This window comes from Acidocella facilis ATCC 35904 (assembly GCF_000687875.1).
Lineage (GTDB): Bacteria > Pseudomonadota > Alphaproteobacteria > Acetobacterales > Acetobacteraceae > Acidocella > Acidocella facilis.
Genome location: NZ_JHYG01000005.1, coordinates 111,046 through 129,800 on the forward strand (window position 1 = coordinate 111,046; position 18,755 = coordinate 129,800).

Annotated in this window: 19 protein-coding genes and 1 tRNA gene; 13 read left to right on the top strand and 7 right to left on the bottom strand. The window is 64.4% G+C overall.

Going from position 1 to position 18,755, the window contains the following annotated elements:
* Positions 1–6: 6 nt before the first annotated feature.
* Genes T331_RS0108170 through T331_RS0108185 form a run of 4 tightly spaced genes read right to left on the bottom strand, consistent with a single transcriptional unit; the run spans position 7 to position 4,119 of the window.
* Complete coding sequence (locus tag T331_RS0108170) at positions 7–777, bottom strand: ABC transporter ATP-binding protein (protein WP_026439648.1); 771 nt, start codon at positions 775–777, stop codon at positions 7–9.
* Entirely contained in the window at positions 774–1,559 is a 786-nt protein-coding gene (locus T331_RS0108175) for an MlaE family ABC transporter permease (protein WP_026439649.1), read from the bottom strand. The genes T331_RS0108170 and T331_RS0108175 overlap by 4 nt, the downstream gene beginning before the upstream one ends.
* Positions 1,556–2,626: an alanine racemase gene (gene alr, locus T331_RS0108180; protein ID WP_026439650.1), complete on the bottom strand. Its 1,071-nt coding sequence runs from the start codon at positions 2,624–2,626 to the stop codon at positions 1,556–1,558. The genes T331_RS0108175 and alr overlap by 4 nt, the downstream gene beginning before the upstream one ends.
* The gene (locus T331_RS0108185; RefSeq protein WP_008494497.1) at positions 2,623–4,119 is read right to left on the bottom strand and encodes a replicative DNA helicase; all 1,497 of its coding nucleotides are present in this window, start codon (positions 4,117–4,119) and stop codon (positions 2,623–2,625) included. The genes alr and T331_RS0108185 overlap by 4 nt, the downstream gene beginning before the upstream one ends.
* Before the next feature lie 101 nt (positions 4,120–4,220).
* On the opposite strand from T331_RS0108185, the gene T331_RS0108190 reads away from it, so the two are divergent.
* From T331_RS0108190 to T331_RS19160, 7 genes are all read left to right on the top strand, one after another.
* Positions 4,221–6,779 carry a bifunctional acetate--CoA ligase family protein/GNAT family N-acetyltransferase gene (locus tag T331_RS0108190; protein WP_035179640.1) on the top strand — a complete coding sequence of 853 codons (2,559 nt, stop codon included), beginning with the start codon at positions 4,221–4,223 and terminating at the stop codon, positions 6,777–6,779.
* A gap of 218 nt (positions 6,780–6,997) precedes the next feature.
* On the top strand, positions 6,998–7,471 hold the full coding sequence (gene rpsF / locus T331_RS0108195; RefSeq protein WP_026439652.1) for a 30S ribosomal protein S6: 474 nt from the start codon (positions 6,998–7,000) through the stop codon (positions 7,469–7,471).
* Entirely contained in the window at positions 7,471–7,746 is a 276-nt protein-coding gene (gene rpsR, locus T331_RS0108200; protein ID WP_008494494.1) for a 30S ribosomal protein S18, read from the top strand. Before rpsF ends, rpsR begins: the two co-directional genes overlap by 1 nt.
* Before the next feature lie 16 nt (positions 7,747–7,762).
* On the top strand, positions 7,763–8,323 hold the full coding sequence (gene rplI / locus T331_RS0108205) for a 50S ribosomal protein L9 (protein ID WP_026439653.1): 561 nt from the start codon (positions 7,763–7,765) through the stop codon (positions 8,321–8,323).
* Between the two features lie 148 nt (positions 8,324–8,471).
* Entirely contained in the window at positions 8,472–9,707 is a 1,236-nt protein-coding gene (locus T331_RS0108210) for an SAM-dependent methyltransferase (RefSeq protein ID WP_035179721.1), read from the top strand.
* Positions 9,708–9,754: 47 nt separating this feature from the next.
* Positions 9,755–10,513 carry a S49 family peptidase gene (locus T331_RS0108215; RefSeq protein WP_155992648.1) on the top strand — a complete coding sequence of 253 codons (759 nt, stop codon included), beginning with the start codon at positions 9,755–9,757 and terminating at the stop codon, positions 10,511–10,513.
* A complete protein-coding gene (locus T331_RS19160; RefSeq protein WP_051622257.1) occupies positions 10,510–10,971 on the top strand; it encodes a GNAT family N-acetyltransferase in 462 nt (153 codons plus the stop codon). Before T331_RS0108215 ends, T331_RS19160 begins: the two co-directional genes overlap by 4 nt.
* Here the strand turns inward: T331_RS19160 and T331_RS19855 are convergent.
* Genes T331_RS19855 through purM form a run of 3 tightly spaced genes read right to left on the bottom strand, consistent with a single transcriptional unit; the run spans position 10,968 to position 12,810 of the window.
* Positions 10,968–11,141, bottom strand: a complete 174-nt coding sequence (locus T331_RS19855) for a hypothetical protein (RefSeq protein WP_155992649.1) — start codon at positions 11,139–11,141, stop codon at positions 10,968–10,970. The genes T331_RS19160 and T331_RS19855 overlap by 4 nt on opposite strands.
* A gap of 44 nt (positions 11,142–11,185) precedes the next feature.
* Entirely contained in the window at positions 11,186–11,782 is a 597-nt protein-coding gene (gene purN, locus T331_RS0108230) for a phosphoribosylglycinamide formyltransferase (RefSeq protein ID WP_008494488.1), read from the bottom strand.
* Complete coding sequence (gene purM / locus T331_RS17820) at positions 11,782–12,810, bottom strand: phosphoribosylformylglycinamidine cyclo-ligase (protein ID WP_035179643.1); 1,029 nt, start codon at positions 12,808–12,810, stop codon at positions 11,782–11,784. Before purM ends, purN begins: the two co-directional genes overlap by 1 nt.
* Before the next feature lie 112 nt (positions 12,811–12,922).
* On the opposite strand from purM, the gene T331_RS0108245 reads away from it, so the two are divergent.
* From T331_RS0108245 to T331_RS19165, 6 genes are all read left to right on the top strand, one after another.
* Positions 12,923–14,023 (top strand): AI-2E family transporter, encoded by a 1,101-nt coding sequence (locus T331_RS0108245; protein ID WP_051622258.1) that lies wholly within the window; start codon positions 12,923–12,925, stop codon positions 14,021–14,023.
* The gene (locus T331_RS0108250) at positions 14,020–14,679 is read left to right on the top strand and encodes a chromosome replication initiator DnaA (RefSeq protein WP_008494485.1); all 660 of its coding nucleotides are present in this window, start codon (positions 14,020–14,022) and stop codon (positions 14,677–14,679) included. The genes T331_RS0108245 and T331_RS0108250 overlap by 4 nt, the downstream gene beginning before the upstream one ends.
* Before the next feature lie 54 nt (positions 14,680–14,733).
* Positions 14,734–16,914, top strand: coding sequence for an RNA degradosome polyphosphate kinase (locus T331_RS0108255; RefSeq protein ID WP_026439659.1), 2,181 nt, complete (start codon positions 14,734–14,736; stop codon positions 16,912–16,914).
* 114 nt (positions 16,915–17,028) lie between these two features.
* Positions 17,029–17,104: transfer RNA gene (locus T331_RS0108260), tRNA-Thr, on the top strand.
* 39 nt (positions 17,105–17,143) lie between these two features.
* Complete coding sequence (locus T331_RS0108265) at positions 17,144–17,425, top strand: hypothetical protein (protein ID WP_155992650.1); 282 nt, start codon at positions 17,144–17,146, stop codon at positions 17,423–17,425.
* 156 nt (positions 17,426–17,581) lie between these two features.
* Entirely contained in the window at positions 17,582–18,640 is a 1,059-nt protein-coding gene (locus T331_RS19165; protein ID WP_051622259.1) for a Hint domain-containing protein, read from the top strand.
* The last annotated feature ends 115 nt before the right edge of the window (positions 18,641–18,755 follow it).

An 18,755-nucleotide genomic window follows, 5' to 3' on the forward strand; every position in this document is an offset into this window, starting at 1 on the left:
GGCTGGCTATTTCCTGAGCGCCATCTTGATCGGCCCGTGCGCGCGCCCGTGGGTGAATTGCTCCACCACCGGATCGGTCGTGGTCAGCAGCTCCGGCGCTGGGCCGGTCCAGCTGATCCGCCCATCATAAAGCATCGCCGCCTTGTCGCCGATGCGCTGGGCGGAGGCCATGTCATGGGTGATGGCGATCGAGGTGCTGCCCAGCTTTTTAACGCAATCGACGATCAATTCGTCGATGACTGCCCCCATGATCGGGTCCAGCCCCGTCGTCGGCTCGTCGAAGAACATGATCGCCGGCCGCGCAGCGATCGCCCGCGCCAGGCCGACGCGTTTTTGCATGCCGCCGGAGAGTTCGGAGGGCGACAAGCCCGCCACATCCGCCCCCAGCCCGACCTGGGCCAAAACCTCGATGGCCTGATCCCTGGCCTTCGCCCGGCTCACCTTGCGCTGCGCCAGCGGGCCGAAGGCGACATTTTCCCAGACCGACAAAGAATCGAACAAGGCGCCGTTCTGGAACAGCATGCCGATCTGCTGACGCAAAGCCCGCGCCTGCGCGGCGGGGGCCTTCAGCACATCCACCTCGTCAATCTCGATCACCCCGGCGTCAGGGGTGACCAGCCCGAGTATGGATTTCAGCAACACCGACTTGCCGGTGCCGGACCCGCCGATCACCACCAGCCCGGTGCCGGCGGCGATATCGAGATCCACCCCATCCAGCACCTTCTTCGTCCCGAAATGCTTCTTTAGCCCCCGGATACGGATTTTAATCTCGCTCATTTGACGAACAACACCTGTGTCAGCACGTAATCGAGCGCCAGAATCAGAATGGAGGCCGAGACCACCGCCGAGGTCGTCGCCGCGCCGACGCCCTGGGCGCCGCCGCGCGAGCGATAGCCATTAAAGCAGCCCATCAGCGCGATCACGAACCCGAACACCGCCGCCTTGATCAGGCCGGAGACGACATCCTGGCTCTGCAGATTGGAAAATGTGCTGGTGAGGTACCCGCCGGAGGAGAAGCCCAATTTCTGCGTCGCCACCAGAAACCCGCCCATCACCCCCAGAATATCGGCCATCATCACCAACAGCGGCAAGGCGATGGCCGCGGCCAGCAAGCGCGGCGCCACGAGATATTTCATCGGATCGGTGGATAAGGTGGAAAGCGCGTCAATCTGGTCCGTCACCCGCATCGTGCCCAGCTCGGCGGCGATCGCCGCACCGGCGCGCCCGGAGACCATCAGCCCGGCCAAAACCGGCCCCAACTCGCGCGTCACCGAGAGCACCACCACCGAGGCAATGGCGCTTTCCGCGCCGAAGCGGGAAAAGCCGGTATAGGATTGCAGCGCCAGCACCATGCCGGTGAACAAGGCGGTGAGCGCCACCACCGGCAGCGAGAAAAAACCGATTTCCATAAAGGCGCGGGCCAGCTGGCGCGGATAAAAGGGCGGCCGGACCATATGCGACACACCGCGCAGCGCGAAGATCCCCAGCTCGCCGATATACTCCACGACCCCAAGCACGAGCGCGCCGAGCCAGGCCACCGCATCCAACAGGATCGTCATGCGTCGATATATCGCCGCTCATAGCGGCGCCCCAAAGAGGTCAGTATTTCATAGCCGATGGTCTGCGCTTCACGTCCAAGCGCATCCGGACCATGGGCCGGATCGAGGAGGGTGAGCAGATCGCCCGGCTTGGCCGGCACGTCGGTCACGTCGAAGGTGGATAGATCCATCGACACCCGGCCTACCAGGGGAACCGGGGTATCGTCAAAAACCGCGCTGCCGCGATTTGAAAGGCTGCGATGCAGTCCATCCGCATAGCCTACGCCGATGGTGGCAATCCGGCTGAGACGCTGCGCGGTCCAGGCACCGCCATAGCCAACCGAGGTGCCGGGCTGAATGTCATGGATCTGCAGGATCGGCGCCCGCAACCTGACCGCCGGCCGCATCGGCTGGGCCTGCGCGGGGCTGGTATTGAGCCCGTACAGCGCAGCCCCTGGACGGATCAGATCCAGATGAAACGCCTCGCCCAGGAAACTGCCGGGCGAATTCGCGATGCTGCGTTTCGCCCCCGGAAATTGCCCCGCCAGCGCCAGAAACCGGGCCAACTGGTCGCGGTTGCGTGGATCATCCGGCATCTCGGCGGCAATGAGATGGGTCATCACCGTGTCAACCACGATCCCCTCCAGCCGCGCCGGCTCCTCCCGCAAAACCGTCAATTCCTGCACGGAGAGGCCCAGCCGGTTCATGCCCGTTTCCAGGTGCAGAAAGGCCGGCAATTTGCGCTCCAGCCGGCCGGCCGCCGCGCGCCATTGCTCGACATCATGCAGCGAACCCAGAACCGGGATCAGCCTGTGTGCGATGAAAGCCGCCGCGCTATGCGGCGCCACCCCGTTCAACGCCAAAATCCGCGCATCGGGCAGAATTTCCCGTAGCGCCACCGCTTCCGCCAGATGCGCGGTAAAAAAGGTCGTGCAGCCCGCCGCCGCCAGGGCCGGCGCCACCCGCGCCGCACCCAGCCCATAGGCGTCGGCCTTCACCACCGAAGCGGCCTCACCCTTGGTCATCCCCGCCAGCAGCCGCCAATTGGCAACGACAGCGCCGAGATCGATGTCGAGAAAGGCCGTCACATCATCTCATCATTATGGTGGGTATCGAGATTTTCGAACCTGGTGAACTCGCCTTCGAACAGCAAATCGATTTTGCCGGTAGGGCCGTGACGCTGCTTGGCGACGATCAGCTCGGCCTTCTGGTAAACGGACTGCATATCCGCCTTCCATTTCTCATGCGCCTCCTGATATTTCGCCTCGTTCTCGAAGGTGGTGATCTTCGGCTCGCGCTGCGCCAGGTAATATTCATCGCGGTAGATGAACATCACCATGTCGGCATCCTGCTCGATGGAGCCGGATTCACGCAGATCCGAGAGCTGCGGGCGCTTGTCGTCGCGGCTTTCCACCGAACGCGAGAGCTGAGAGAGGGCAATCACCGGCACCGCCAACTCCTTGGCGATGGCTTTCAACCCCTGGGTGATCTGGCTGATTTCCAGCACGCGGCTTTCCGGCTTGGTGCCCAAGGCCGGGCGCATCAGCTGCAAATAATCCACGATCACCAGCCCCAGCCCCTGGGTACGCTGCAAGCGCCGGCAACGGGTGCGCAAGGCGGAGAGGGTGATCGCCGGGGTATCGTCGATCACCAACGGCACGTCCGCGATCTCCCGGCTGACCCGCACGAAGGTGTCAAAATCCTTGGTCGAGATCTCGCCACGCCGGATCTTGTCGCCCGAAACCCGCGCCTGCTCGGCCAGCAGACGGGTGGCCAGCTGGTCCGCGCTCATTTCCAGCGAAAAGATCGCCACACATTGATTGGCCATGGCGTTCGGGTTCTCGGCCCGGGCATTATTCAGCATCGCCTTGGCGGCCCCGAAGGCAATCTTGGTCACCAGAGCGGTCTTGCCCATGCCGGGGCGCCCGGCGAGAATCACCAGGTCCGACTTATGCAGACCACCGGTGCGCTTGTTCAAATCCCGCAGGCCGGTATCCAGGCCGGAGACCGAGCCCTGGTTGCGGAACGCCTTTTCCGCCAGCTCGATCGCCGCGACCAGCGCGTCGTGAAAGGAGATCCCCTTGCCTTCGGCGCCGCCCTTGGTGGCGAGATTGAACAAGGCCTGCTCGGAGCGCTCGATCTGCGCCTTGCCGTCCAGCTCGGCTTCCGAGGCGAAGGCGTCATTCACCATCACCTCGCCGATATCGATCAGTTGCCGGCGCAGCCAGGCATCATGGATCAGCCGCCCGTAATCGCCGGCATTGATGATGCCGACCATGGCGGAGAGCAGCTGCGCCAGATAGGCTGTGCCGCCCACCTCCTCCAGCACGCCGGAGTGCTCCAATTCGGCACGCAAAGTGATCGGGTCGGCCACCTGATTTTGCTCGCACCGCCGCGCGATGGCCTGAAAGATCCGGCCATGAATCGGGTCGGCGAAATGCTCGGGCGCCAGGAAGTCCGAAACGCGCTCGAACGCCTTGTTATTCGCCAGAAGCGCGCCCAGCAGCGCCTGTTCAGCCTCGATATTACTGGGCGGGAGACGCGAGGGCAGGCCGGTGGAGGGAGGGTCGTAGGAGTCCATGCGCCTGTCTCATACCCCAGGTCGCTTCCCCCCCGCCAGGGCAGGCGACATGGATACAGCCTCGCCCCCGGTGTATAGCGGGGACAAGCAGGAGGCGCATCATGACCACCGCGGCGAAGCGGCATTTCGATCCGGCACGCCTGTTCCACCCGGCCTCCATCTGCCTCAGCGGCAGCCTGACCAGGCTTGGCGCAAAAGTGCTGGCGCATCTGCGCGCCGGCGGCTTTGCCGGCCCCATCGGCACGGCCGAGCATGATCCGGTAGTGAATGCCGATCTGGCGCTGGTCGCGGACGACGCGCCGGACATTCCGGCCGCCCTGGCCGCGCATGCGGCGCGCGGGGCGCGGGGCGCCATTGTCCTGTCTTATATGCAAGGCCCCGGCCTGCGCGAGATGGCGCTGGCGGCCGGCATCCGCACCCTCGGGCCGCATAGTTTCGGCATGGTGCTGCCCGGGCTGGGGCTAAATGCCAGCCCCCTGCCGTTTGTGCCGGGGAAAGGCCGCGTGGCGCTGGTCGGCCAGTCCTCCGCCATCGCCCGCACGGTCATCGACTGGGCGGTGCCGAACAAGGTTGGGTTCAGCCATCTGATCGGCATTGGCGGCAATGATGCGACAATCGGCTTCGGGCTGGTGCTCGACCATCTCGGCCGTGACCCCGGCACGGCGGCAATCATGGTCGAGATCGACCGGCTACGCGACCCGCGCGCCTTTTTCTCCGCCGCGCGCATGGCGGCACGGCTGCGCCCGGTGGTCGCCATTGCCCCTGGTTTGCGGCTGAAGGACCCGAGCGGTGGCGCCTATGCCGGGATGGAAGCCGCTCTGGCACGGGCCGGCGTGCTGCTCACCGCTTCGGTCAGCGAATTCCTGGCCGCGGCCGAGACGCTGACCCGGGTGAAGCCCGCCCGCGGCGAAACCCTCGCCATCGTCACCAATTCAGTCTCTCTCGGGCGCCTGGCCGCCGATGAGGCGCTGCGCGCCGGGCTGAAACTCGCCACCCTCTCCCCAGAATCGGCGCAAATCCTCAGCCTCGCCGCCGACCGGGTGCCGCCCGCCACCGGGCCGATTTTCGCCGGCAAGAAAAGCCCGACCGCGATGGCCGACATCGCCGCCCTGCTCTCCTCGGCGCCGGAGATTGGCGGCATTCTGGTCATCCACGCGCCTTCTGGCGAGGATGACGGCGCCGCGATCGCGGCGCTGACCGCCTGCGCGAAGACCGTGAAGATCCCGTTGCTGATCGCCGCCATGGGCGAGGCCACCGGGCTTGGCCACCGGCATACGCTGAGCCAGGCACGGCTGGCCTGTTTCGATAGTCCGGAGGCCGCCATCGCCGGCTTCCGGCATCTGCTGGAAAACCGCCGCAACCGCGCCCAGGCGCGCGAGCTTCCCGCCGCCGCGGTGCTGCAGGTACAGCCTAACAGCGCCAGCGTGATGGGACGCATCGAAGCCGCCCGGGCCGAGCGGCGCGACCAGCTGGTGCAGGACGAGGCGCTGGCGATCATCGGCGCCTATCATATCCCGACACTGGAGAGCCGCCACGTCAACACCCCGGGCGAAGCCGCCGCTGCCGCCGCGACGCTGGGCTTTCCGGCGGTCCTGAAACTCGCCCATCCGGACATGCCGACCCACCTGCTGGCCGGCTCCGTGGTGCTTAACCTGCCCGACCCCGACGCCGTCCTCGCCGCCGCCCGCGCGATTTTGAACCAGCTGCAGAGCCTGAAGGCAGATATCAGCAAGGCAGGTTTCGTCGTACAGGCGCAGGCGCCCCACGGCACCATGCTGCGGATCCGAGTCAGTGACGACCCGATGCTGGGCCCCGTGATCAGCTTTGGCGAAGGTGGCGGCGACCCTGAGACCATCTCCCATCTCAGCACCGGCCTGCCGCCGCTCAACCTCACTTTGGCGCATGCGATGATCCACCGCGCCCCGATCGCGCGCCAGTTGGTGGCGCATCGCGGCCAGGCGGCGGCGGATGAAGAGGCCATCGCCGCGACCTTGGTCCGGGTCTCGCAGCTGATCATCGATACCCCTGAAATCCAGGCGCTCGATATCGACCCTCTCTTCGCCTCACCGCTCGGCGCGGTGGCGGCCAGCGCCCGCATCTGGCTGCGCCCTGCCGGCGCCACGCGCCCGGCTCTGGTCATCCCGCCTTACCCGAGTGAGCTGATCCGCCATTACACCGCCCGCGGCCAGAATTTCCTGCTGCGCCCGATCCGCCCCGAGGATGCCGACGCCCATGCCGAGATGATCGCGCGCTTCTCCTCGGAAGATATGCGCTACCGGTTTTTCTCGCCGATGAAGCAATTGCCGATCGAGCAGATCGTGCGCCTCGCCGATGTCGATTATTCCCGCGAGATGGCGATGATCGCCGTGCATGAGGCGACGGGCGACACGGTCGGCGTCGCCCGGCTGGTCTGCAACGACACCGACGGCACCTCGGCCGAATTCGCCGTCGCCATCGATCCCGGCGCCAAGACCTTCGGCCTCGGCACGGCGCTGATGAACAGCGTCATCGAATGGGGCCGCGCCCAGGGGGTGAAAGAGATTTCCGGCCAGATTCTGGCGGATAACGCGCCGATGCTGGCCTTCATCAAACGGCTCGGCTTCAGCCTCGCCCGCATGCCCGAGGAACCGGACATCATGGAAGCCACCCTCGCCCTCTGACCGCCGCCCGTTGACCCCGCCAGCGGCGATGGCCTGCCATGCCTGACCAATCCTGGCTTTTCGTACAGATTTCCAACAATTCCTCTTGAACTCCCCGCCCCGTCATGCTTAAGCCGCGCCTTCCCTGCCGGGTGCGTGGCATCGTGCCCGGCTATGCTCACCCCAATTCCGGGCGGCCCTGACCAGGGCCTGAGCTGATCAAGCCAGAGGGGGGACATATGCCGTTATATGAAACCGTGGTGATCGCGCGCAGCGAGATCACCCAGGCGCAGGCTGACGCCGTCGCCGACGCCGCGATCCAGACCATTGAAACCGATGGCGGTGCCATCCAGAAGCGCGAATATTGGGGCCTGCGCCCGCTCGCGTACCGCATCAAGAAGAACCGCAAGGGCCACTACATCCTGCTCGGTCTCGATGCCCCCTCCGCCGCCGTGCAGGAAATGGAGCGCCAGCTGACCCTGAATGAAGACGTGCTGCGCTTCATGACGGTGCGCGTCGAAGAGATCAACGAGGAGCCCTCCGCGATTCTCTCCCGCAAGGCTGATGAGCGTGACCGCAATTTCCGTGGTCCGAAGCCGGCTGGCCGCTTTGAATCCGGCCGCAAGCGCGGCTTCGACGAGCGTGAGGAATTCCGCGCCCGCGACGAATTCCGCGCCGACCGTGACGAGTATTCCGCTGAGGAGGACGTCTAATGTCCGAGACCAACGAACCGACCACCGGCCTGCGCCGCCCCGCCGTTGGCGCCCGCCGCCCGTTCTTCCGCCGGAAGAAATCCTGCCCATTCTCCGGCCCCAACGCGCCGGCGATCGATTACAAGGATGTGCGTCTGCTGTCCCGCTTCCTCTCGGAGCGCGGCAAGATCGTCCCGTCCCGCATCACCGCCGTCTCCGGCAAGAAGCAGCGTGAGCTGGCGAAAGCCATCAAGCGCGCCCGCTTCCTGGCGCTGCTGCCGTATGTGCTGAGCTGAGGAAGGATAGAGACCAATGGCAAACATTGAACTGATCCTGCTCCAGCGCGTCGAGAAGCTGGGCCAGATGGGCGAGCTGGTGAAGGTGAAGCCGGGCTATGCCCGCAACTTCCTGCTGCCGCAGGCGAAGGCCGTGCGCGCCACCAAGGCGAACAAGGAGCGCTTCGAAAAGGAGCGCGCTCATCTCGAAGCGCAGAACCTGAAGCGCCGCGAGGAAGCCGAGCGTGTGGCCGAGCGCGTCGATGGCCTGACCGTGACCCTGATCCGCCAAGCCTCCGAGGCCGGCGCGCTCTACGGTTCCGTCTCCAGCCGCGACATCGCCGAAGCCGCCACCGCGGCCGGCCTTGGCATCGAGCGTAACCAGGTCCTGCTGGTGCACCCGATCAAGAATCTGGGCATTTCCGCCGTGCGTGTCGAGCTGCACCCGGAAGTCCATATCGAGATCAAGGTGAACGCCGCCCGCTCCGTCGAAGAGGCGGAGAAGCAGGCGCGTGGCGAGACCATTGCCCGCGAGGAAGACGAGCAGCCGGATCTTGGCCCGCTCTTCGGCCAGGAAGAAGAGGAACCGGCGGCCTAATCAGGCCCCGCACTCATTCCCGCGTCCCGTCGATTAAAAGAGGCCCTTGCAAAAAATGTAAGGGCCTTTTTTCTTGAACATCTTCTTTTAGCGGTGGTTAATAACTAGCTACGTTCAGTCTTGAGACAAGGAGACTGACGTGATCTGGCTGTATCGAAAGCTTTTGGATCGCTGCCTAGTCAAACTGGTGCGGCGCGGTTCCCTCCTCGTATTGTGGCCTGATGGGTCACGGACCGAATATGGGGGGAGCGAGGGGTTCAAGGCCGGCATACGACTTAAAGATAACGAAGCCGTTAAGGGATTGGCCCTAAATCCAGGCCTCGCCGTCGGCGAAGCCTATATGAACGAAACCTTGATCCCGCTGAACTGTTCCATCCACGACGTGCTGTGCGTGATGATGGATAATCTCCGGGACATCACTCTCCCCAACATGAGAATCGCCCAAACGCTCGGCCGGCTGCTGCGCCCCGTCCTGCAGGCCAACAACGCGATTCGCGCCAAGACCAATGTCGCCCATCATTATGATTTGAACGGACGCCTTTACTCCCTCTTTCTCGACCGCGACCGGCAATATAGCTGCGCCTATTTCACCTCGGACGAGGTGACCCTGGAAGAAGCCCAGCTGGCCAAGAAGCGTCACATCGCCGCCAAGCTGAAGCTGGACCGGCCTGACCTCGAAGTGCTTGATATCGGCTGTGGCTGGGGCGGAATGGCCCTCACCTTGGCCAAGGAGTTCGGCGCCAAGGTCACCGGCATCACGCTCTCCGAGGAGCAGCTGGCCGCCGCCCGTGCCCGCGCCAAGCAGGAAGGGCTGGAAGATCGCGTCAATTTCGAACTGATCGATTACCGCGCCATGGACCGGCAATTCGACCGCGTCGTCTCGGTCGGCATGTTCGAGCATGTCGGCGCGCCGAATTACGAAACCTTCTTCAGGACCGTGAAATCCTGCCTGAAGCCGGATGGCGTGGCGCTGATCCACTCCATCGGCCGCTTTGACGGGCCCGGTGCCACAAACCCCTGGATCGCCAAATATATCTTCCCCGGCGGTTACTCCCCTGCCCTCTCCGAGGTTCTGGGGCCGGTGGAGAAAGCGGGGCTGCGCACCACGGATATCGAAATCCTGCGCCTGCATTACGCCAAGACCCTGGCGCATTGGCGCCGGCGCTTCGCCGCCAACCGGGATACGATCGCCTCGCTTTATGACGAACGCTTCTGCCGGATGTTTGAATTCTATCTCTCCGGCTCCGAGCTGACCTTCCGCCTCTCCGACCATATGAACTTCCAGATCCAGCTGGTGCGCCAGCAGGAAGCCCTGAAGCTCACCCGCGACTATATGTACGACACCGAACGCCGCGCCGCACAGCTTGCCTCCGCCGCGGAATGACGGATAAGGGAGCCATGTGGCTCCCTTTTTCAAAGCCTAAAATTCCCGTGGTCCAGCTGCGCGGCATCATCGCCGCGCGGCCGGGCATGTTGAACCTCGAAGGCTGCGCCCCGTTGCTGGAGCGCGGCTTTGCGCTGGCCAAGAAATCCGGCCATCTGGTGCTGGCGATCGAGAGCCCTGGCGGCTCGGCCACCCAGTCTGACCTGATTGGCCAGCTGATCCGCCGCCGGGCTGAAAAAACTGACATCAAGGTCACCGCCGTGATCGGCGATCTCGGCGCCTCGGGCGGCTATTGGCTGGCCTGCGCGGCGGATGAGATCTACGCCTCGCGCCTCTCCATCGTCGGCTCCATCGGGGTGGTGACGGAGGGCTTTGGCCTCAGCGATTTCATCGCCCGCTATGGCATCGAGCGCCGCACCCTCACCGCCGGCGAGAACAAGCGCCGCAACGACATGTTCGCGCCGCGCCGCGCCGAGGACGAAGCCTTCACCCAAAGCCTGCTCGACGATATCCATGTGATGTTCAAGGACTGGGTCCGCAGCCGCCGTGGCAGCCGCCTGACCAGCGATGAAACCCGCATTTTCGATGGCGGCTACATGCTGGGCGAGCAGGCCAAAGCCCTCGGGCTGATCGATGGCTTCGGCGATGTCGAGCAAATCGTAAAAACCCTCGGCGGCGAGAAAGCCCGCCCGCTTTGGCTGAAACCCAAGCCGCCGCGCGGCCTCTGGCGCCTGATTTTCCGCAACGCGGCGGAAGCGATGCTGGATGTCGCCGAGGAACGCGCCGCAAGCATCCGAGTCAAATGACCATGTCCAGCCTGACCACCCGCCGCGCCACCCCGGCCGACACCGACTTGTTCCTGCAAATGTGCCGGGATTTCCACCTGGAAGACGGCTCCCCGCTGGATGCGGCCGGAGAAGCCACCATCGCCCATATCTGCGCGGGTGAAGCCCTGGCCCCCGCCTTTTTGCTCGAACATGAGGGCGCGCCAGCCGGCTTTTTCGTGCTCACGCTGGGCTACAGCGTCGAGAATGGCGGCACTGACGGGTTCATTGACGATATCTATCTGATCCCGGCTTTGCGCGGCCAGGGGCTGGGCCGACAAGCGGTGGAACTCGCCATCGCGGCGGCGCGCGAGGTCGGCATCCGCGTCCTGCTGCTGGAGGTGGAGGCGCATAATGAACGCGCCTACAGCCTTTACCGCAAAATGGGCTTCGCCGACACCAAGCGCCGCCTGTTGCGTCAGGTGATCGCGGAAGATTAGCGCCAGACTGTCAGCGCGCCGATAAACAGCAGCCCGAACACCACCGCCGCGACATTCAGCGCCAGAAATTTACCGAAACGCTGCCATCCCTGCCGGGCGGGGGTATCGAAATCGATGTCATACTCGCTGGCCGGGGCATGGGCATGGCCCTCCGGGTGGGTGCTGGTCATGTGAGGTTTCCCGCGTCGTCTGTTTCGTTGCGGAAAACCTATCCTCAGCCCTGTTTCGTAGGCAAGCTGATTTTGCGCGCCAGTTCCGCCAGCATCGCCGGGTAGAGCTTGTGCTCCTGCTCCAGCACCCGTGCCGCCAGCGCCGCCTCGTCATCGCCCGGCAGCAGCTTCACCCGCGCCTGGCCCAGAACCGGGCCTTCATCCATGCCTTCTGTCACCAGATGCACGGTGCAGCCATGCTCGGCCTCGCCCGCCTCGATGGCGCGCTGATGCGTATCCAGCCCGGGAAATTTCGGCAGCAGCGAGGGGTGGATATTCAGCATCCGCCCCGCCCAACGCTGCACCAGCCAGGGGGTGAGCAGCCGCATATAGCCAGCCAGGCAGATAATCTGCACATCCCGCGCCCGCAGTTGCGCGTCGATCGCCCGCTCGTGCGCCTCACGGTCCTTGCCAAACGGCTTGGCCGGTACGGCCATCGCCTCAACGCCAAGCCCGCGCGCAATCTCCAGCCCGGCCGCCTCCGGCTTGTTGGAGAGGACCAGCACGATCTCAGCCGGAAACTCTGGCGCCTGCGCGGCCTTCACCAGCGACACCATGTTGGAGCCGCGCCCGGAGATCAGAATCGCAACGCGCGGCTTCATCAGGCGAAGAGCTTATCCTGGCCTGCGACGACGATGCCCTCTTCGGCGGTGACATGGCCGAGCAGGAAAGGCTGCTCGCCAGCCTCACGCAGCAGCGCCATCGCGGCCTCGGCATCGCTGACGATCAGCGTCATGCCCACGCCGCAATTGAACACGCGCAGCATCTCTTCCGGCGCCACCTTCGCGGTCTGCGCCAGGAAGGAGAAGATTTCCGGCATCGCCCAGGGGCCGTTCAGCCTGGCGCCGCAGCCCTTCGGCAGCGCACGCGGCAGATTGCCCGGCAGGCCGCCACCGGTGATATGCGCAGCACCTTTCATCAGCCCGGCCTTATGCAGCGCCAGCATCGGCTTCACGTAAATCCGGGTCGGGGTGGTCAGCAGCTCCGCCGCGCGCTGGCCGAGGATCTGCGAATCCCACCCCAGCCCGGCATCCTGCATGATCCGGCGGACCAGCGAGAAGCCGTTTGAATGCACGCCCGAGGAGGGCAGCGCCAGAATCGCATCGCCCGGCGCCACGCCGGCCGGCAGCAGCGCCCCGCGCTCAGCCGCCCCCACGGAGAACCCGGCCAGATCATAATCGCCCTTGGCGTACATGCCCGGCATTTCCGCCGTCTCACCGCCCACCAGGGCGCAATCGGCCTGCTTGCAGCCCTCGGCGATGCCGGCGATGATCCGCTTGGCGGCGTCCACATCCAGCGCCCCGGTGGCGAAATAATCCAGGAAGAACAAAGGTGCCGCGCCCTGCACCACCAGATCATTCACGCACATCGCCACCAGATCGATGCCGACATAGTCGTGAATCCCGGTCTCGATGGCGATTTTCAGCTTGGTGCCGACGCCATCGGTGGTGGAGACCAGCACCGGGTCGGTAAAGCCCGCCGCCTTCAAATCGAACAGCGCGCCGAAGCCACCCAGCCCGCCCATCACGCCGGCACGGGTCGTCGCCTTGGCTAGCGGCTTGATGGCTTCCACCAGCGCGTCGCCCGCCTCGATATCCACCCCGGCATCCCGGTACGTCACGCTAGTCATGTCAGCCTCCGATGCGCTAAGCCAGCGCCATGGCGCTGCTTCAAAATTCCGGCGAAATCCCGCCGCCTTTCAACACAGCCGGCGGGGCCGCGCAATCTTACCAGGGGGCATGATGTACGAAAACAAGGCCGATATGCAGCGCTATAAGCGCGTGCAGTGGCAGCGTCTGGCGCTCTTGGTCGTGGTGATGGCCGCATGCTGGCTCTGCTTCCGGCTTTTCTCCTCGATCCTGCTGCCCTTCGTCGTCGCCGCCGGACTGGCCTATTTCCTTGATCCCCTGGTGGAACGCCTCGACGATCTCGGCATCAGCCGGCCCTATGGCACGCTGCTGGTGCTGCTGGCCTTCGGCGTGGCCGTACTTCTGTTCATTCTGCTGCTCTATCCGGTGATCGCGGCGCAGGCTTCATCCTTCATCTCCAACATCCCCACCTATATCCAGACCGTCCAGGCGGATTTCGCCAGCCTGATGCGCAATCTGCAGCACCGCCTGCCCTATCAGCTGCGCACCAAGCTGCAGGATCTGGCCTCCAACCAGGCCGATACGCTGGTGACCTATGCCGGCAAGGCCGCCTCCAACATCATCGGCAGCGGTTTCGCGGTGGTGAATGTGCTCACCCTGCTCATCGTCACCCCGGTCGTCACCTTCTATTTCCTGCGTGACTGGCCGAGCATCATCCGCCATGTCGATAGCTGGCTGCCGCGGCCTTATGAAGGTCTGATCCGCGCCCAGGCGGTGGAGATCAACAAGATCCTCTCCGCCTGGATCCGCGGCCAGGCGATCTGCTGCCTCGCCCTGGCCGCCATCTACGCCATCGGCCTCACCGTGATCGGGCTGGATCTCGGGCTCATCGTCGGGCTCACTGCCGGCATTCTCTCCTTCATCCCCTATGTCGGCACGCTGCTGGGCGGCATCACCGCGATGCTGCTGGCACTCAGCCAGAATCAGGGCTGGCATGGGGTGATCGCGGTGCTGATCGTCTTCGCCGTCGGCCAGGGGCTGAATGATTATATCATCCAGCCCCGCTTCCTGGGCGACCGGGTCGGCCTCTCCGCCGTCTGGGTGATCTTCGCCTTGTTCGCCGGGGGCGCCGCGTTCGGCTTCCTCGGCATCATGCTGGCGGTGCCGGTCACCGCCACGCTGGGGGTCCTCACCCGCTTCTGGCTGCGCCGCTATCTGCTCTCGCCACTTTATCTCGACGCTCCGCCCGAATGAGGCAACTCGTCCTGCCCTTCGCGGAATTGTCGCTGCCTTATACGGAGGAGGATTTCTGCCCCGCCCCCTCCAACGCGGCCGCGCGCGAATGGCTGGCCCGGCCGGAAGCCTGGAGTAATGGAAGGCTGGTGCTGTGGGGCGAGGCCGGCTGCGGCAAAACCCATCTGCTGCATCTCTGGGCGCAGAGCCAAGACGCGCGCATTGTCGATGGCGCCTCGCTGCGCGGCCTCATCCGCCCCACCCGCCCGGTGGCGGTGGACGATGCCGATCTCACGCCCGAACCCACCGCCCTGCTGCACCTGCTCAACGCTGCCGCCGAGGACGGGTTGCCGGTCCTGCTCGCCTCCCGCCCGCCGCCGATCCGCATGGGCTACAAGCTGGCGGACCTGACCAGCCGCTTGCGCGCCTCCGCCAGTGTCGAAATCCGCGCCCCGGAGGATGAGTTGCTGGAAGCGCTGCTCACCCGCCTGGCCGCCGCTCGCCAGCTCAGCCTGCCCCTACCAGTACGCAACCTGCTGCTCCTGCACCTCCCCCGCGCGCCCGCCTTTTACCGCGAAGCCATCGCCCGGCTGGATCGGCTGGCGATGGATCGCGGGGCGCGCATCACCCGCCCGATGGCCATGGAAATCCTGGCGGAGATCGCCTCCGACGCGTAAAGTTTTTACTCAATCATAACATGTCATCTTTGATGACCTTGGTATAAATCGGTCATGGACCAGCAGAATCCCCCGCCTGTCGTTGAAACCGCGCCCGACCATGCGATCGGGCTGCATGACCCCGCCCGCTTCATCAACCGGGAACTCTCCTGGCTGGATTTCAATTTCCGGGTGGTCTCGGAGGCGCGCAACGCCCGGCACCCGCTGCTTGAGCGGCTGCGCTTCGTCTCCATCAGCGCCTCCAACCTGGATGAGTTCTGCTCCGTCCGCGTCGCCGGGCTGATCGGCCAGGCTCGCGCCGGGGTGCTGGAACATTCCGCCGACGGCCTCACCCCCGCCCAGCAGCTGCAGGCGATCAAAATCCGCTCGCGCGAGCTGATCAACGCCCAGCAATCGGCGTTTGATGAGGTGCGGGGCCTGCTGGCCAAGGCCGGGCTGGTGGTTCTGGCGGCCGCCGAGCTGACCACGGACGATGCCAGCTTCCTCGATTCCTATTTCATGGAACGCGTCTTCCCGGTGCTCACCCCGCTGGCGGTGGACCCGGCGCACCCCTTCCCCTTCATCCCGAATATGGGGCTGGTGATGGCGCTCTCCCTGGCGCGCGACGATGATCGCGGCCAGATGTCGGCGCTGATCCCGCTGCCCAGCCAGATCGAGCGCTTCATCCGCCTGCCCTCCGGCACCGGCCCGATCCGCTTCATCATGCTCGAAGAGCTGGTGGCGATGAACATGCAGTGCCTGTTTCCCGGCTTCTCGGTCCAGGGCTCCGGCCTGTTCCGGCTGATCCGCGATACGGACGTGGAGTTCGAGGAGGAGGCCGAGGATCTGGTCCGCTCTTACGAAAGCGCGCTGAAGCGCCGCCGCCGCGGTGTCGCCATCCAGCTCACCATCCAGGCCGACATGCCCGATGATCTGCGCGAGCTGGTGATCGACGCGGTCGAGGCCCCGCCCGAGGAGGTCTACACCGAATCCGGCATCATCGGGCTGGTCGATGTGAAGCAGCTGATCGTCGATGACCGGCCCGACCTGCTCTTCGCCCCCTACACGCCTCGATTTCCCGAGCGTATCCGCGATTTCGCGGGGGATTGTTTTGCCGCCATCCGGGCCAAGGATATTCTGGTCCATCACCCGTTCGAGAGTTTCGATGTGGTGGTGCAGTTCCTCCGCCAGGCGGCCATCGATCCGAATGTCGTCGCGATCAAACAGACGCTCTATCGCACCAGCCGCGACAGCCCCATCGTCAAGGCGCTGATCGAAGCCGCCGAGGCCGGCAAATCCGTCACCGCCATGGTGGAGCTGAAGGCCCGCTTCGATGAGGAGGCGAATATCCGCCTCTCCCGCGCGCTGGAAGCTGCCGGGGTGCAGGTGGTGTTCGGCTTCGTGGGGCTGAAGACCCACGCCAAGCTGTCCTACGTGGTGCGGCGCGAGGCCGGCAGCTTGCGCGCCTATGCGCATTTCGGCACCGGCAATTACCACCCGATCACCGCGCGTATTTATACTGATCTCAGCTTCTTCACCTGCGATCCGGCGATGACCCGCGACGCGGCGCGGCTGTTCAACTACATGACCGGCTACGCCAAGCCGGAGGCCATGGAGCAGCTCGCCTTCTCGCCCCTGACCACCCGCAAGACGCTGGAACAGCAGATCGACCACGAAATCGCCAACGCCAAGGCCGGCAAGCCGTCAGGCATCTGGCTGAAGATGAACTCGCTGGTGGATGCCAAGCTGATCGACCATCTCTACGAGGCCAGCCGGGCGGGTGTGCCCATCCAGGCGGTGGTGCGCGGCATTTGCTGCCTGCGCCCCGGCGTGCCGGGCCTCTCCGAGACGATCAAGGTGAAATCCATCGTCGGGCGCTTCCTGGAGCATTCACGGATCTATATTTTCGCCAATGGCCAGGCCATGCCCTCGCGCGAGAACAAGCTGTTCATCTCCAGCGCCGACTGGATGGAGCGCAACATGGATTTCCGCGTGGAAACGCTGGTGCCGATCCATAACCCCACCGTGCATGCGCAGATCCTGGACCAGATCATGGTCGTCAATCTGCGAGACGACGCGCAGAGCTCCGAGTTGCGCGCCGATGGCAGCTGGGTCCGCGTCACCGCCGGCGACCCGCCGGCCTCCGCGCATGACTACTTCATGACCAACCCCTCTCTCTCCGGCCGCGGCTCCGCCCTGCATGGCGGCCTGGCCACTGAGCGGGTGAAGCCAAAATACAAACGCCGGATGGACTAGCGGCGCCCGCCAAAGGTGCAAAGCGGGACGGAAATTCCCGCCCCGCCATGCCCGCTTGAGGCTGGATTTTTGGATTTCCCTGTGCCATACGCCCAACCGGCCGCACAGGCTCATGCCGTCCTAGCTCAGTTGGTAGAGCAACTGATTCGTAATCAGTAGGTCGCCGGTTCGATTCCGGCGGACGGCACCAGGTTTTCCAGGAAAACAAAGATTTCAGTCGAACCTGCGCATGACGCGGGAGACGCTTCGAAATCACGGACCTTATGCGGACCAGCCGAAAAAAGAATATCTTTTTTCCGCCGCCGCGCGGCGGGAATGGCCATCAATCCGTGAAATCGGCCCGCGTCTTCGCCCGGCGCCAGCGCTCGCGCTCGTGTCGCTTGAGTTCAGCCCGCGGCGCCCGCTGGCGCGGCGGGGATCTGGTTTTCGGGTATTGCGCGAGCCGCGCCATCCGCTGCGCCTGATATGGCGACCCAGCACTGGCCCCACACTGATTTTTAATCAAAAATGAGACAATTTTATATTTATCACAGATAATTGTCTCTAATAACGAGAAAATTTGTTTCTAATTTATTTACTTTTATACAGACACCGTGAATAAAAGCCGCGCTTTCGCAATGTTTCCTGCTTTTCGCCGCAGTGAAAAATTTTTGATCCGGAGCGTTTTATGGCCAATACACTTGTTTCAACCACCTTCTCCAACGCGGTGTTCAGCCCTGCTTCCGGCGTTTCCGGTGGCGAGACGATTTCGGGCCATCTTTTCGCGACCTATAACAGCGCCGGGACCTTGATCAGCGAGACAGGCACCATCTCCCTGACGGAAACGCTGACCGCCGGCGGCGTCACCACCGAGACCTTCACCCTGAACAACGCGGGGACACTTGTCGGCAATCAATCCAGCGGCAGCGGGATTAATTACAACACCTCGAACGGCACGAACTCGGGGTACGAGATTTTCATTCCCGAGGCCTCGTCCTCCGGAACCGGACCGACCTTTACGGATCTGCATCTGGACTGGAATTCGGCCACCAACCCGGTCTTCTTCCTGGGCCAGGAAACCAACACGACCAGCGGGAACGCGCAATATTCGGCCTTGATGCAAGGCTACAACGCGCTGACCCTGACCTCGAGCGGCACCGAGGTCAGCACCGTGACCACCCTCTGCTTCTATGCCGGCGTCCGCCTGGCCACCCCGACCGGCGACGTGCCGGTAGAGTCACTCCAGCCGGGCGACCTCGTGCTGACACGCAATGGGCCGATGAAGGTGCGCTGGCTTGGCCAGAGCCACGTCTCCACCCGCTTCGCTGATCCGCTTCGCACGCTGCCGATTCGCATCACCGCCGGAGCGCTGGGGGCCGGCCTGCCGAAGCGCGACTTGCTGCTCTCGCCGGACCACGCGATTTGCCTGGATAATATATTGGTGCAAGCGAGCGCCCTGGTGAACGGCACAACCATCCTGCGGGACGCGAACGTGCCGGAATGCTTCACCTATTATCATGTGGAGCTGAGCAGCCATGAGCTGCTTCTGGCTGAGGGCCTGGAAGCGGAAAGTTTTGTCGATAATGCCGCGCGTCGGAGTTTCCACAACTGGGATGAGCGCACCGCGCCCATGGCGCCGATCGCCGAGATGGACATGCCGCGGGTGAAGTCTGCCCGTCAATTGCCCGCTTCCCTGCGGCAGCAGCTGACGGCCGAGGCCGCCTGGAGCCTCAAGCTTTTAGCTTGAGGCTCCAGGTTTTGTTTTAGCGAGCAATGGGCGTCCAGGGTGGGACGGATCGCCCCACCTTGCGTTCACGCTTGCGCATGGCTCAGCACAGAGGCAGTTTTAGGAGGCCGTGAGA

Excerpts from the sequence above, each read along its gene's own strand:
- T331_RS0108255 (WP_026439659.1), top strand. The coding sequence starts at position 14,734 with ATGGACCAGCAGAATCCCCCGCCTGTCGTTGAAACCGCGCCCGACCAT.
- T331_RS0108190 (WP_035179640.1), top strand. The coding sequence starts at position 4,221 with ATGACCACCGCGGCGAAGCGGCATTTCGATCCGGCACGCCTGTTCCAC.
- purM (WP_035179643.1), bottom strand. The coding sequence starts at position 12,810 with ATGACTAGCGTGACGTACCGGGATGCCGGGGTGGATATCGAGGCGGGC.
- purN (WP_008494488.1), bottom strand. The coding sequence starts at position 11,782 with ATGAAGCCGCGCGTTGCGATTCTGATCTCCGGGCGCGGCTCCAACATG.
- rpsF (WP_026439652.1), top strand. The coding sequence starts at position 6,998 with ATGCCGTTATATGAAACCGTGGTGATCGCGCGCAGCGAGATCACCCAG.
- T331_RS19165 (WP_051622259.1), top strand. The coding sequence starts at position 17,582 with ATGGCCAATACACTTGTTTCAACCACCTTCTCCAACGCGGTGTTCAGC.
- T331_RS0108245 (WP_051622258.1), top strand. The coding sequence starts at position 12,923 with ATGTACGAAAACAAGGCCGATATGCAGCGCTATAAGCGCGTGCAGTGG.
- T331_RS19855 (WP_155992649.1), bottom strand. The coding sequence starts at position 11,141 with ATGACCAGCACCCACCCGGAGGGCCATGCCCATGCCCCGGCCAGCGAG.
- rplI (WP_026439653.1), top strand. The coding sequence starts at position 7,763 with ATGGCAAACATTGAACTGATCCTGCTCCAGCGCGTCGAGAAGCTGGGC.
- T331_RS0108250 (WP_008494485.1), top strand. The coding sequence starts at position 14,020 with ATGAGGCAACTCGTCCTGCCCTTCGCGGAATTGTCGCTGCCTTATACG.
- T331_RS0108175 (WP_026439649.1), bottom strand. The coding sequence starts at position 1,559 with ATGACGATCCTGTTGGATGCGGTGGCCTGGCTCGGCGCGCTCGTGCTT.
- T331_RS0108170 (WP_026439648.1), bottom strand. The coding sequence starts at position 777 with ATGAGCGAGATTAAAATCCGTATCCGGGGGCTAAAGAAGCATTTCGGG.
- T331_RS19160 (WP_051622257.1), top strand. The coding sequence starts at position 10,510 with ATGACCATGTCCAGCCTGACCACCCGCCGCGCCACCCCGGCCGACACC.
- T331_RS0108265 (WP_155992650.1), top strand. The coding sequence starts at position 17,144 with ATGACGCGGGAGACGCTTCGAAATCACGGACCTTATGCGGACCAGCCG.
- rpsR (WP_008494494.1), top strand. The coding sequence starts at position 7,471 with ATGTCCGAGACCAACGAACCGACCACCGGCCTGCGCCGCCCCGCCGTT.
- T331_RS0108185 (WP_008494497.1), bottom strand. The coding sequence starts at position 4,119 with ATGGACTCCTACGACCCTCCCTCCACCGGCCTGCCCTCGCGTCTCCCG.